The sequence below is a fragment of the Bacteroides sp. 44_46 genome, assembly GCF_001915465.1.
Lineage (GTDB): Bacteria > Bacteroidota > Bacteroidia > Bacteroidales > Bacteroidaceae > Bacteroides > Bacteroides clarus.
Genome location: NZ_MNQO01000016.1, coordinates 35110 through 48520 on the forward strand (window position 1 = coordinate 35110; position 13411 = coordinate 48520).

Here is a 13411-nt window from a genome sequence, read left to right on the forward strand (position 1 = left end):
AGAATAAAATTAATTTAGATAGAAATTTATGGATTACAGAAAGACAAATGCTCCTGTTACTACGGTGACCCGTGATATGATGGAGTTGTGTGAGGATACCGGTAATGTATACGAAACAGTAGCGATCATTGGTAAGCGTGCCAATCAGATCAGTGTTGAAATCAAGAATGATCTTTCTAAGAAGTTGGCAGAGTTCGCTTCTTACAATGATAATCTTGAAGAAGTATTCGAGAATCGCGAACAGATTGAGATTTCCCGTTACTATGAGAAATTGCCGAAACCGACATTGATTGCCACTCAGGAATATCTTGAAGGCAAGGTATATTATCGTAATCCTTCTAAGGAAAAAGAAAAATTGCAGTAATGATACAGCGTATTCAATCCGTTTATTTATTATTAGTGACTATTCTGCTGGTTGTGGCTATCTGCTTGCCGGTAGGACAGTTCATAGGTTCGGATGGAATAGCGACTCATGTTTTCAAGCCGTTGGGCGTAACTTTGGCTGACGGAAGTTTTCAGTCTACATGGGGTTTGTTCGGTATTCTTTTACTGAGTGCAATTATTGCGCTATGTACTATATTCCTGTTCCGTAACCGTATGCTGCAAGTTCGTATGACGATATTCGGCAGTCTTTTACTGATAGGCTATTACATTGCTTTCTTTGTATTCATGTTTATTTTGAAAGGTGATTTGAATGCGATGAGTTTTCAGTTAGGTTGGGCTTTATGTCTGCCTGCTGTATGTATCATACTGAATTATTTGGCTTTTCGTGCCATCTATCGTGACGAACTGATGGTGAAAGCTGCGGATAGATTGAGATAATAAACCGGTTTCGATAAGAAAAGGATATTTAAATAATAAAAAGCGGGGCATATGTTACTTCAACATGTGCCCCGCTTTTTTATTTATCGGACTTGTATCGTTATTTTCTTAAATCGAATAAATAGGTGATTTTAGCCGTGATAACTCCATGCGCCGAGCGGGAGAAATAATCTTTCTTAGTACTGCTGTAAAAGTCGGACAAGGCATAATAATACCTGCCTTCTACCAGAAAGTTGCCTGCTTTAGTACGTAGCTCTACACCGGCTCCGCCCGTAATACCATAGTCGAACTTATTGTCGACAGCTTTATCATGCTGCTCAACGGTTATTCCCGTATAATTGTCCCAGTCACCGCTTATTGTATAACTGTCTCCGAGAAAGAAACCTATCTGCGGACCGGCATGTACAAAGAATTGCAGGCCTCTTTCTTTTCCGAACGCCAGGTGCGCAAGGAAAGGAATCTCTATATAGTTCATCTTTCGCGTATATTGTAATTCGGGATAGTCCTGATAAAATTCATCCCAACCATGTTGGGAGAAGTTAAGTTCAATTTGTGCACCGCATATCATACTGAAATACTTTTCGGAAATATAACGGGCTGTCAGTCCGCCGTTGATACCCATCAGATTGCTTTGGCGAACTCTGGGAGAGAAGCTTACGCTGTTCAGGTTGATACCGCCGTTGATACCCACAGAAAGGTTATGGCGTTGTTCGCCTATCTGCGCGCTTGCCGGCAAAGCGCATGTACCTGCTAAAAGAGCTGTTCCTATGATTGTTTTTAGTTTCATTTTCTTCAATTGCGAATTGCTATAACGCCAAATGGCTGTCAGTCGTCTTTAATCAAAATCAAGCTTTATCAGCTCAAAATTTTTGGTGAAATGCACAAAGAATACTTTCCGGTTGATAAATCCGCCCCAGTTATTGACACGCTGGAACTTGAATCCTGTCTGAATAGGAACGAGGTTCATTTCGTTCAGGTTCTTTTCAAAACCTGAACCGTATCGGGACAGTCCTTTGAGGAAGAAATAGCCTGTATCGAAACCTAACATTCCGAATTTGGGATAACGTTCATCCATGTCTTTTCCATACCACTTACGGTAACTCTTGGTGAAGTTAATGGCCGCCGGAAGCAAGTTGTTCGTATAGAAAGATGAATAGAAATATGTATCGAGTTCAAAGAAGGCCTCAAGATGGTCTTTTGTATAAGTCTGCCATTCCGGATAACCGAACAAGTGTATACGGCTGTCTGGCTTTTCGCGTACCAATAACGTCAATTGCGGAAGTATCTTAATCAGGGTGATGTTGCTTCCGGAAGTCGGGATGAAGATATTTTCGCGGTCGTTACGCAGTACGGCTTTCAATGACTCTACGGTGGCATCTTCTTTCAATGATTTCGTTGGTATGGAACGGTTACGCAGTTCCTCTTTCAATCCTTTAATGAAGTCCGCCTTGTCTCTTGTGTCTTGGCTGGCTTCGATGAAGATTACATTGGCGTTGGGGAATTGGCGGACAAAGTGGTCGTACACTTCCGAATAGAGATAGGATTGGGGAGTGTTGATTTGGTACACCGACGGATTGCGGAATACGGTGTTATCTTTCGATGTAAACGGTATGACCAGACGTATGTCATGCTTGTCGGCAAAATCGGCCAGCGGCTTGATGTGTTGCTGGTGCAACGGACCGAAAATAATATCCATATCCTTCATTTCGCTTTTGCCCAGTATGGAGTTCAGAGATGATGTGGCGGAACCGGTAGTGTAAGTATAAAGGTCTATGGAAGTTCCTGTACGTTTCAAACTGTCTACCGCCATGAGGAAACCTTCGTAGTATTCCACCATTTTTGCAGATTCGCTTTTGCTTGCTCCGTCGGATAGGAAGGGAAGGATAACGGCTGCCTTGATGACATTGATGCGCTCGTTACTCTTTTTGTTTTCACTGAATAGTTCGCTGTCGCTCGGCACGGTTTGGGGATGTGTGCTTTGCTGAGTTTGGGCAGAGGGGTAGGGAATGCAAAGGAATGAGCCTTTCTTTATTTTATTCTCCCCCCGTAACTCCGGATTGGCGGCAATGAGTTCGGCTTCTGTAATGCCGTATTCGCGGCTGATGCTGAATACCGTTTCTTTGCGTTTTACCTTATGCATATCGCGGCAACGCGACTGTACCGGAGCTTGAACGGACGAATTGCCCGTAGATATACCGGATAGTTCCGGTGTGGTTGCGGTGACGGTTGTCTCGTCCGTAGCAGAGGGAATTTGGATTACCTGTCCGATGCGGAAGTTCTCGGCGCTCAGTCCGGGGTTGGCGTCGCATATTGCTTTGGCGGATACGTTATATTTCACGGTCAGGCGGTAAAGGGTCTCACCGGGCGCTATGGTGTGAAAGGTTTCTTTTTGCGTATTGGCGTCCGTGCGTGGAATGCGTAGAACGCGTCCCACATATATCTTGTCATCGCTGCCGGGATTCAGTTTTACTATATCCGCCTGACTGATATTGTACATACTGGCAATGGAGTATAAGCTTTGGCCTTTTTCTATTGTATGCAGAAAATATGACTGATTTTCTTGTGCATTTACTCCGAGGCCACATGCGCCGGCAAGCAGTAGGGAGCAAAAAATACGGTTGATTGTTTTCATTCAGTAATCGTTGGTTTATGTTTACAATTTCCCAAAGTAGCCGCAAAGTTAACAATATTGTCCTATTTTAACCAAAGGATTGAGTTAAGAAATAATATTGTGCATTTCAAAACTGAAAAATACTTCTTTTCGGCTGATATTCGGTCGGAAACCGTTATTTTTGCACAAATTCATTAATTAAAGTATGCAAGAAGAAACAGAATATATCAATGTATACGGAGCGCGTGTACATAATTTGAAAGATATCGATGCGGAAATCCCCCGTAACAGTCTGACGGTGATTACAGGATTGAGCGGAAGCGGCAAGTCATCTCTCGCGTTCGATACGATATTCGCCGAAGGCCAGCGCCGTTATATTGAAACATTTTCCGCTTATGCCCGTAACTTCTTGGGCAATCTGGAACGTCCCGATGTAGATAAGATTACAGGATTGAGCCCGGTGATTTCCATTGAGCAAAAGACAACCAATAAAAACCCACGTTCTACCGTAGGTACGACAACGGAGATATACGATTATCTTCGTCTGTTGTATGCCCGCGCCGGTGAAGCTTATTCTTATCTTTCCGGTGAAAAAATGGTGAAATATACCGAAGAGCAGATTCTTGAGGTTATTCTGAATGATTACAAAGGGAAACGCATTTACATTCTTGCTCCGCTGGTACGTAGCCGTAAGGGACATTATAAGGAGTTGTTCGAGCAAATTCGCAAAAAAGGCTATCTTTACGTCCGCGTGGACGGTGAAGTGCGCGAAGCGTTGCCCGGCATGAAACTGGACCGCTACAAGAACCATGATGTCGAGGTGGTCGTTGACAAACTGGTGGTAGCGGATAAGGATGATACCCGCTTGAAGAACAGCGTTGCCACCGCCATGCGCCAGGGTGACGGGTTGCTGATGATTCTTGATGCCCAAAGTGAGAGCGTACGTCATTATAGCAAACGTTTGATGTGTCCTGTGACCGGATTGTCCTATCGCGAACCTGCTCCCCACAATTTCTCTTTCAACTCTCCGCAAGGGGCTTGCCCGAAGTGTAAAGGGCTGGGTGTGGTGAGCCAGATTGATATAGACAAGATTATCCCCGACCGCGAACTGTCTATCGGAGAGGGAGCCATCATACCTTTGGGAAAATCCAAGAACAGCATGATATTCTGGCAGATTACCGCATTGTTGGAGAAATACGAAGCCACGCTGAAAACCCCTGTTAAGGAGCTTCCGGACGATGCCATCGAGGAGATATTGTACGGTTCGGACGAGCGTATAAAGATAAAGAGCTCGCTTATCGGTACATCTTCCGACTACTTTGTAACTTTTGAGGGAGTAGTGAAATACATCCAGATGTTACAGGAAAAGGATGCGTCTGCCACGGCACAGAAGTGGGCGGAGCAATTTGCCAAGACGGCCGTCTGTCCCGAGTGCCATGGGGCGAAGTTGAACAAGGAAGCCTTGTCATTCCGCATTCATGATAAAAATATTTACGAACTCTCTACAATGGATATCAACGAGTTGTATGACTGGCTGATGAATGTAGACCGGTATCTTAGCAATAAGCAGCAACAGATTGCCGTGGAAATTCTGAAAGAAATCCGCACCCGTCTGAAGTTCTTGCTGGATGTGGGATTGGACTATTTGTCGTTAGACCGCAGCGCTGTCAGCCTTTCCGGTGGTGAAAGCCAGCGCATTCGACTGGCTACGCAGATAGGTTCGCAGTTGGTAAATGTGCTCTACATCCTGGACGAGCCGAGCATCGGATTGCACCAGCGGGATAACCAGCGGCTTATCCATTCGCTGAAAGAACTGCGCGACATGGGTAATTCCGTTATCGTGGTGGAACATGATAAAGACATGATGCTCGCAGCCGATTATGTCATCGATATGGGTCCAAAAGCGGGCAGATTGGGTGGTGAAGTCGTATTTGCCGGTACTCCGCAGAAGATGTTGCAGACGCATACGCTGACTTCCCAATATTTGAACGGTGAGCGTGCCATCGAAATTCCTGCCGAACGGCGGAAGGGCAACGGTCATAGTCTTTGGCTGCGTGGCGCAAAGGGTAATAATCTGAAGAATGTGGATGTGGAGTTTCCGCTTGGCAAGCTGATTTGCGTTACAGGTGTGTCGGGTAGCGGAAAGTCTACGTTGATTAATGAAACGCTTCAGCCTATTCTTTCACAGAAGTTTTACCGTTCCCTTCAAGACCCTTTGGAATACGGCAGTATCGAAGGACTGGAGTATATAGATAAGGTGGTGAATGTAGACCAGTCGCCGTTGGGACGAACCCCTCGTTCCAATCCTGCCACCTATACGGGAGTCTTCTCCGATATCCGTAACTTGTTTGTAGGCTTGCCTGAGGCTAAAATCCGCGGTTACAAAGCGGGACGTTTTTCGTTCAATGTCAGTGGCGGACGTTGTGAAGCCTGTCAGGGTAATGGTTACAAAACCATTGAAATGAACTTCCTGCCCGATGTCTACGTCCCTTGTGAGGTTTGCCATGGCAAGCGTTACAACCGCGAAACGTTGGAAGTGCGCTTTAAAGGGAAGTCCATTGCCGATGTGCTGGATATGACGATAAACCGCGCGGTGGAATTCTTCGAGAACGTGCCTCAGATATTGAATAAGATTAAAGTAATTCAAGAGGTCGGCTTGGGGTATATCAAGTTGGGGCAATCTTCCACCACGCTTTCCGGTGGTGAGAGCCAGCGTGTGAAATTGGCTACCGAACTTTCCAAGCGGGATACGGGCAAGACGCTCTATATTCTTGACGAACCCACTACCGGACTGCATTTTGAAGATATTCGCGTTTTGATGAATGTACTGAATAAATTAGTCGATAAGGGTAATACGGTTATTGTTATCGAGCATAATCTCGACGTTATCAAAATGGCGGACTATATTATCGATATGGGCCCCGAAGGCGGTAAGGGCGGGGGAGAGCTTCTCTCTTGCGGCACACCCGAAGAAGTGGCGAAGAGTACGAAAGGATATACTCCGAAGTTTCTGAAAGAAGAACTTCATCTTTGAATATCCTACGGCGAAAGACAATTATCCTGTGATGAAAAATGATTATCTTGTGATGAAAGAACCCAAAATTAATAAAACGAATGCAGCACGGCTGCTCGATAAGGCGAAGATTGCCTATGAACTCATCCCGTACGAAGTGGATGAAAAAGATTTGAGTGCCATACACGTTGCCGCCAGCCTGGGAGAGGATATAGAACAAGTCTTTAAAACATTGATATTGCATGGTGACAAGACCGGTTATTTCGTGTGCGTCATTCCCGGAGAGCATGAAGTCGACCTGAAATTGGCGGCCAAGGTTTCCGGAAACAAGAAGTGCGACCTTATCCCCATGAAGGAACTGCTTCCGCTGACAGGGTATATTCGCGGCGGCTGCTCGCCTATCGGTATGAAAAAGCCTTTTCCCACTTATATTCACGAGACATGCCTGCAATTCTCCTATATTTATATCAGTGCCGGGCAACGCGGACTACAGCTTAAACTGGCTCCGAAAGATTTGATAAAGGAAGTACGCGCCGAGGTTTGCACTCTTTTTGAACCGTAAAAGCTTGGTTCGGACAAGAGATATTCTGTTTTCTTACCGAAAATCTCGATGAAAAGTATATATTTGCAAAAAATATAAATAAACTAATACTAATTACTAATTTACAAAAACTTATTTTTATGTTTAGCAAACACCCTAATGGTTTGATTGCTGCCGCTTTGGCTAATATGGGAGAACGTTTCGGCTTCTATATCATGATGGCAATCCTTACACTGTTTATCTCGGCCAAGTTCGGGCTGTCTGAAACGACTACCGGATATATCTATTCCGCATTCTATGCATCCATCTATATTCTGGCATTGGCGGGCGGTATCATAGCTGACAAGACTAAAAACTTTAAAGGTACTATTCTTGCCGGTTTGGTGATGATGGCTGTCGGCTATTTGATTATTGCCATTCCTACTCCTACGCCGGTTCCCAGCATGGGACTTTACCTGGGATTGACTTGTCTCGGACTTTTGGTTATCGCTTTCGGTAACGGTTTGTTCAAAGGTAATCTTCAGGCATTGGTAGGTCAGATGTACGATGATCCCAAATACTCGAGTCTGCGTGACTCCGGTTTCCAGATTTTTTATATGTTTATCAATATCGGCGGTTTCTTTGCTCCGTGGATTGCTATCGGTGTACGTAACTGGTGGTTGAAGGTCAATAACTTCGATTATGATGCCACTTTACCCGAGCTTTGTCACCAATTCCTTAAAGAAGGTGATAAAATGGCTCCTCAGGCAATGGAGAATCTTGCATCGTTGGCCGATAAGGTTACGCTCGACGGCAGCCACGTGGCTGATATGGGTACATTTGTCAATAACTACCTGGATGTGTTTAACCGTGGTTTCCAATATGCTTTCATGGCTGCCATTGTTGCCATGTTGATTTCATTGGTAATCTATTTGGCCAATAAGAACCGTTTCCCCGATCCTGCAAAGAAAGTGGTAGCTGCCAAAGAGCAGAACGCTACTGTAAGCAAGGAAGAAATCAAGATGAGTGCGGCCGAAATCAAACAGCGTATTTACGCTTTGTTCGCTGTATTCGGTGTAGTGATTTTCTTTTGGTTGTCGTTCCACCAAAATGGTTATTCGCTGACTTACTTTGCGCGCGACTATGTAGACTTGAGCGTAATCGATATCGACCTCGGCTTTACCCGTATCAAGGGTGCTGAAATATTCCAGTGTGTAAATCCGTTCTTTGTGGTATTCCTTACTCCGTTTATCATGTGGTTCTTCGGCGCGCTGAAGAAGAAGGAGAAAGAACCTTCCACACCGATGAAGATTGCCATCGGTATGGGTATCGCGGCATTGGCTTATATTTTCCTTATGGTATTCTCGTTCACGCTGCCCGCCAAAGATGCGCTGAGTACAATGAGTGCGGCTGAAATTAATGCCATCCGTGTAACTCCGTGGATTATGATCGGTTTGTACTTCATCCTTACGGTTGCCGAATTGTTTATCTCGCCGCTGGGATTGTCTTTCGTCTCGAAGGTGGCTCCTCCTCATTTGCAAGGTTTGATGCAGGGCTGTTGGTTGGCTGCGACCGCAGTAGGTAACTCGTTGCTTTTCATTGGCGGTATTCTTTATACTACCGTTCCAATCTGGGCTTGTTGGTTAGTCTTTGTAGGTGCGACGGGCGCTTCTATGATTGTAATGCTCTCAATGGTTAAGTGGCTGGAGAGAGTGGCAAAATAAATGAAAACCCAGTTAAATGAAGAATGAAGAATGAAGAATGAAGAATTTCTCATTTTTTATTCTTCATTCTTCATTCTTCATTTAAATTTAAATTTCCTTTCCCATTATATAATCATTCATATAATACCCGTTTCCTATCGGGAAATCTCCTTCTCTTAATTTCTTCATTCCCATACGCTCATAAAAGTGTATTGCCTTATTATTACGGTTTACGTTTAATTCCAGCATACATGGTTCCGGATGCACTTCCTTGATGTATTTTATGGCTTCACGAAACAGGAAACTTCCACAGTGCGCCCCTTGATAATAGGGGAGTACATAAATCTTTTGCAGATGAAACAGGTTGTCGCCTTCCGGTTGTACGGATACATATCCTGCTGCTTCACACTCTTCGTAGGCTATGAGGTACACATGTCCTTCTTCTTCCATTTGCTTACGGATATTCTCCAAAGAGTACATCCACTCCATCATATATTCGGTTTGTTCCTTTGAAAGTATTTCCTTGTAGGTTTCGGGAAATATCTGCCAGGCAAGTTTGTGAATCAATTCACAATCGGCGCTTGTCGCTTTTCTGATAGTAAACATATTTGTGGCGTTTATATTGTTAATCGGATACAAATATAGCATGCTTTATGAAACGGTGTATCTTAATCGGCCGAAATTATAATCCGGTGCATCAGAGCTTAGCGTCAAGGTATATGTGTTGCAAACCTTAGGAATAAAAGGCATAAACTTTAGGTATTGGCGGTGTAAAATCCGGGATTATTGTTAATTAATATAAATATAAAGTACTTTGCAATACATAGTACTAATATAATACATATATTTGTGCCATACAAAGAATGCCGGTAGGGCATCTTTGTTGTAATTAATAAAGCAAATTAATAATGAATAGATTATGGATGTTAATAATGTAAAGTCGCAAATGCGTAAAGGCATGCTTGAATATTGCATCATGCTATTGCTCCATAAAGAACCGGCTTACGCTTCGGATATTATACAAAAACTGAAAGAAGCCCGGTTGATTGTGGTGGAAGGAACGCTGTATCCGTTACTTACCCGTTTGAAGAATGATGATTTATTGAGTTACGAATGGATAGAGTCCACGCAAGGGCCGCCACGCAAATACTATAAGCTGACAGAGAAAGGGGAGCTGTTTTTAGGTGAGCTGGAAGTATCTTGGCGGGAATTAAGTGATACGGTCAATCATATAGCGAATAATTAGCGGTTGGCAATTATACATATTAGATAATAAAATAATAAATAAAAAACATATAACAATGAAAAAGACATTAACGGTAAACTTAGGCGGAACTGTTTTTCATATTGATGAAGACGCCTACCGTCTTTTGGATAATTATTTAAGTAATCTGAAGATACATTTCCGTAAGGAAGCCGGTGCAGACGAGATTATTGATGATATTGAGCGCCGTATTTCCGAGCTCTTTGCGGAGAAACTTACTGCGGGTTCGCAAGTGATTACCATTACTGATGTGGAAGAGGTTATTGCCCGTATGGGAAAACCGGAAGATATGGAAGCGGAAAACGATAGTGAGCCGTCGGTTGGCAATGCAACCCGTACTACGATACACCGCCGTCTTTACCGTAATCCGGATGATAAGTTACTGGGAGGTGTTATCAGCGGTATGGCTGCGTATTTGGGATGGGATGTGACTCTGCTCCGTCTGTTGTTGCTGGTTGTATTGATTTGTGGAGTAGGAACATTGATTCCGGTTTATATCGTTTGTTGGTTGGTTATTCCCGAAGCGCGTACAGCCGCCGAGAAACTGAGTATGCGCGGTGAAGCCGTTACGGTAGAAAATATAGGGAAGACCGTGACCGATGGTTTTGAAAAGGTTGCCAACGGTGTGAATGATTACATGAAATCCGATAAACCCCGTACTTTCTTGCAGAAGCTGGGTGATGCTTTGGTGATGGTGGCCGGTTGGTTTTTCAAAATCTGTCTGGTGATATTTGCCATTATTTGCAGCCCGCTATTGTTTGTGTTCGGAGTAGTATTTGTCGCGTTGCTTTTTGCGGCCGTAATGGTGGCTATTGGTGGCGGAGCTGCGCTTATCTCGATGTTCCCCACTTTTGATGTGATATTGCCTACTTCTCCGTTATCGGCTATTGTAATGTACATTGCGGGTATTTTGTTGGTGGGCATTCCATTGGTAAGTCTTGTTTGGGCAATATTCAGCCAGATATTTAAGTGGCAGCCGATGGCTTCCGGCTTGAAATGGACTTTGGTTATTCTTTGGATTGTGAGTGCAGCCGTCTTTGGTATCTGCTTCGCTATGCAGGGAGCAACCTTCCCGATATTGGGCATTCTGGTGTGATTAATAGAATAATATCCTATTGATGCATTGGTAAATAAGAAGTTAATAGAATATTTATAGCAAGTTAATATCATAAAGAAAGGAAGTTAACATCATCGTACCAACGATGTTAACTTCCTTTTTTCATATCCTTTTTTATCTGCTTTCTTTATTGTTTAGCCGGTTTCAGCCATTTATCCAGCCATTCAAAGAATGTACGCTGCCACAGAATACCGTTTTGCGGTTTCAGTACCCAATGGTTTTCATCGGGATAGATGAGCAATTCGGCAGGCACGCCGCGCATGACGGCTGCATCAAAAGCGGCCATAGCTTGGTTGGCGAGAATACGGAAATCCTTTTCACCGTGGATACAGAGAATAGGAGTGTCCCATTTGTCTACAAAGAGGTGAGGGGAGTTGGCAAACGTACGTTGGGCTGTGGCATTGTTCTTTTCCCAGTATGCGCCGCCCATATCCCAGTTGGCAAACCATTTTTCTTCGGTTTCCAGGTATTGCATTTCCATATTGAAGATGCCGTCATGGGCGATAAATGCTTTGAAACGTTTGTCGTGATGTCCTGCAAGCCAGTAAACGGAGAAACCGCCGAAGCTGGCGCCTACACAACCCAAACGGTCTTTATCGACAAACGGCTCTTTCGCTATTTCATCAATGGCGGTGAAATAATCCTTCATGCACTGACCGCCGTAATCGCCGCTGATAGCCTCATTCCATTCTACGCCGAATCCCGGAAGACCGCGACGGTTGGGAGCTACGATGATATAATCGTTGGCCGCCATAATCTGGAAATTCCAACGATAACTCCAGAACTGGCTGACAGGACTTTGAGGACCGCCTTCGCAGAAGAGCAGGGTAGGATACTTCTTGTTCGGGTCGAAGTGCGGCGGATAGATAACCCAGGTCAACATCTGCTTGCCGTCAGTGGTTTTCATCCAGCGTCCCTCTACCTTACCCATTTTCAGTTGGTCGTAGATTTGTTTGTTCTCGAAGGTGAGTTGCGTTACGGGATAAATCTCCTCTACCGGAGTATTGCTATCGGCATTGTTGTACGTATCGGTACCGAACATGCAGACAGGGAAAGGTTTGCTGTCCAACTGACCGATGGAGAAAATTTCGTCGCCCATGGACATGGAGTGGCGTTTGGCAATCATACTGTTACCGCATAAGGCCATCGAAGCATAGTCGTACATGCCGTTGGTCAGTTGGTATATATGTTTGTCATCTTCCAAACCGGTGTTGTAGATTTGGGTTCTGCCCTGCCATACACCCAGGAAGAAGATGCTTCGCGAGTCTTTATTCCACAAGAAAGCGTCTACATTGGATTGGAATCCTTGGCTGACGAAACGTTTCTCTCCGGTAGCACGGTCCATTACACACAGGCGGTTGAGGTCTGCCTCATAGCCGTCGCGCTCCATACTCTGCCATGCGATGTATTTGCCGTCCGGAGAATATTGCGGATTGGTGTCGTAGCCCGCCATTTCGGTTTGACCGTCGGAAGCTTTCGCATCCTGTTTGCAAAGGTTGACGAAGCCGCCTTTCTGTACATCGTATTCATAGATATCCGAGTCGGTAGAAATAGCATATGCCAGTCCCGTTTTCATACGGCAGGTGAAAGCCACTTTATCCGATGCGGGGCTCCACGCCAGTTGCTCGATGCCGCCGAAAGGCTTCATCGGACTTTCATAGGGAAGTCCTTCAAGGATGTCTTTCACATTACTGATGCCATTGCCGTCGAATTCGGCAACGAAAGGATGCGGAGCGGTCGTTACCCATTCATCCCAATGTTTGTACATCAAATCGGTAACGATGATGCCGGTTGCCTTGGGCAAATCGGGATGCTTGTCGGCGGTGCTCTGCACGGTCTTTACTTGAGCGATGAAAAGTAATTTCTTACCATCGGGCGAGAAAGCAAATCCTTCGATATCTCCGTCATACTGAGTGAGTTGTTTGCGTTCCGTACCGTCCGGATTCATTTCCCATACTTGGCTACTACCGCTTTCATTGCACAGGAAAGCGATTTTCTTGCCGTCCTTAATCCAGGCAGGCTGGCTTTCCTGCCAATTGTCACGAGTAATTTGCTTGTTATTGCTGCCGTCGGCATTCATAACAAACAGTTCATTATTGCTCTTATTCTCGGGCACGCTGTAATAAGCTACCGAATAAGCAATCTGTTTCTCGTCGGGCGATACGGCTACGCTGCCGATACGTCCCATTGCCCAAAGCGCTTCAGGCGTCATACGCTGACCTTCGATTTTTATATCCGATCTCTCGATAAGCGCTCCGTTTTGTCCTGCTTCTTTGGTTCCGCCGCAGGATGCCAACATCATTGCTGCCGACATAAATAATAGGTTTGATTGTTTCATATATGTTTGAAGATTTATTTTGG

At 44.7% G+C, this 13411-nt stretch carries 11 protein-coding genes; 7 read left to right on the plus strand and 4 right to left on the minus strand.

The genetic code is table 11. The annotated features are described in order from the left end of the window. Positions 1-28 precede the first annotated feature (28 nt). Positions 29-364 carry a DNA-directed RNA polymerase subunit omega gene (locus BHV73_RS08245; protein ID WP_009121057.1) on the plus strand — a complete coding sequence of 112 codons (336 nt, stop codon included), beginning with the start codon at positions 29-31 and terminating at the stop codon, positions 362-364. Continuing rightward, positions 364-822 carry a DUF4293 domain-containing protein gene (locus tag BHV73_RS08250; RefSeq protein WP_009121056.1) on the plus strand — a complete coding sequence of 153 codons (459 nt, stop codon included), beginning with the start codon at positions 364-366 and terminating at the stop codon, positions 820-822. Before BHV73_RS08245 ends, BHV73_RS08250 begins: the two co-directional genes overlap by 1 nt. Positions 823-922: 100 nt before the next feature. Here the strand turns inward: BHV73_RS08250 and BHV73_RS08255 are convergent, their stop codons facing one another. Continuing rightward, positions 923-1609, minus strand: coding sequence for a porin family protein (locus tag BHV73_RS08255; protein ID WP_087411886.1), 687 nt, complete (start codon positions 1607-1609; stop codon positions 923-925). A 48-nt stretch (positions 1610-1657) separates the two neighbouring features. Next, on the minus strand, positions 1658-3454 hold the full coding sequence (locus BHV73_RS08260) for a muramidase family protein (protein WP_286737875.1): 1797 nt from the start codon (positions 3452-3454) through the stop codon (positions 1658-1660). A gap of 184 nt (positions 3455-3638) precedes the next feature. On the opposite strand from BHV73_RS08260, the gene uvrA reads away from it, so the two are divergent. The 3 genes from uvrA (at position 3639) to BHV73_RS08275 (ending at position 8690) form a co-directional block, all read left to right on the plus strand. Further along, complete coding sequence (uvrA, locus tag BHV73_RS08265; RefSeq protein WP_286737876.1) at positions 3639-6467, plus strand: excinuclease ABC subunit UvrA; 2829 nt, start codon at positions 3639-3641, stop codon at positions 6465-6467. 52 nt (positions 6468-6519) lie between these two features. Beyond that, positions 6520-7008 carry a Cys-tRNA(Pro) deacylase gene (gene ybaK, locus BHV73_RS08270; protein WP_022218813.1) on the plus strand — a complete coding sequence of 163 codons (489 nt, stop codon included), beginning with the start codon at positions 6520-6522 and terminating at the stop codon, positions 7006-7008. Between the two features lie 119 nt (positions 7009-7127). Then, a complete protein-coding gene (locus BHV73_RS08275) occupies positions 7128-8690 on the plus strand; it encodes a peptide MFS transporter (RefSeq protein ID WP_009121050.1) in 1563 nt (520 codons plus the stop codon). A gap of 87 nt (positions 8691-8777) precedes the next feature. On the opposite strand, the gene BHV73_RS08280 is transcribed toward BHV73_RS08275, so the two are convergent. Next, positions 8778-9275, minus strand: a complete 498-nt coding sequence (locus BHV73_RS08280; protein ID WP_022218814.1) for a GNAT family N-acetyltransferase — start codon at positions 9273-9275, stop codon at positions 8778-8780. Positions 9276-9588: 313 nt separating this feature from the next. On the opposite strand from BHV73_RS08280, the gene BHV73_RS08285 reads away from it, so the two are divergent. Both BHV73_RS08285 and BHV73_RS08290 read left to right on the plus strand, forming a co-directional pair. Continuing rightward, positions 9589-9915 (plus strand): PadR family transcriptional regulator, encoded by a 327-nt coding sequence (locus BHV73_RS08285; protein ID WP_009121048.1) that lies wholly within the window; start codon positions 9589-9591, stop codon positions 9913-9915. A gap of 55 nt (positions 9916-9970) precedes the next feature. After that, positions 9971-11029, plus strand: a complete 1059-nt coding sequence (locus tag BHV73_RS08290) for a PspC domain-containing protein (RefSeq protein ID WP_087411888.1) — start codon at positions 9971-9973, stop codon at positions 11027-11029. A gap of 148 nt (positions 11030-11177) precedes the next feature. On the opposite strand, the gene dpp5 is transcribed toward BHV73_RS08290, so the two are convergent. Beyond that, positions 11178-13388, minus strand: coding sequence for a dipeptidyl-peptidase Dpp5 (gene dpp5, locus BHV73_RS08295; protein WP_286737881.1), 2211 nt, complete (start codon positions 13386-13388; stop codon positions 11178-11180). Positions 13389-13411: the final 23 nt, after the last annotated feature.

Coding starts and splice junctions, on each gene's coding strand:
- BHV73_RS08245 (WP_009121057.1), top strand. CDS start 29: ATGGATTACAGAAAGACAAATGCTCCTGTTACTACGGTGACCCGTGAT.
- BHV73_RS08250 (WP_009121056.1), top strand. CDS start 364: ATGATACAGCGTATTCAATCCGTTTATTTATTATTAGTGACTATTCTG.
- BHV73_RS08255 (WP_087411886.1), bottom strand. CDS start 1,609: ATGAAACTAAAAACAATCATAGGAACAGCTCTTTTAGCAGGTACATGC.
- BHV73_RS08260 (WP_286737875.1), bottom strand. CDS start 3,454: ATGAAAACAATCAACCGTATTTTTTGCTCCCTACTGCTTGCCGGCGCA.
- uvrA (WP_286737876.1), top strand. CDS start 3,639: ATGCAAGAAGAAACAGAATATATCAATGTATACGGAGCGCGTGTACAT.
- ybaK (WP_022218813.1), top strand. CDS start 6,520: ATGAAAGAACCCAAAATTAATAAAACGAATGCAGCACGGCTGCTCGAT.
- BHV73_RS08275 (WP_009121050.1), top strand. CDS start 7,128: ATGTTTAGCAAACACCCTAATGGTTTGATTGCTGCCGCTTTGGCTAAT.
- BHV73_RS08280 (WP_022218814.1), bottom strand. CDS start 9,275: ATGTTTACTATCAGAAAAGCGACAAGCGCCGATTGTGAATTGATTCAC.
- BHV73_RS08285 (WP_009121048.1), top strand. CDS start 9,589: ATGGATGTTAATAATGTAAAGTCGCAAATGCGTAAAGGCATGCTTGAA.
- BHV73_RS08290 (WP_087411888.1), top strand. CDS start 9,971: ATGAAAAAGACATTAACGGTAAACTTAGGCGGAACTGTTTTTCATATT.
- dpp5 (WP_286737881.1), bottom strand. CDS start 13,388: ATGAAACAATCAAACCTATTATTTATGTCGGCAGCAATGATGTTGGCA.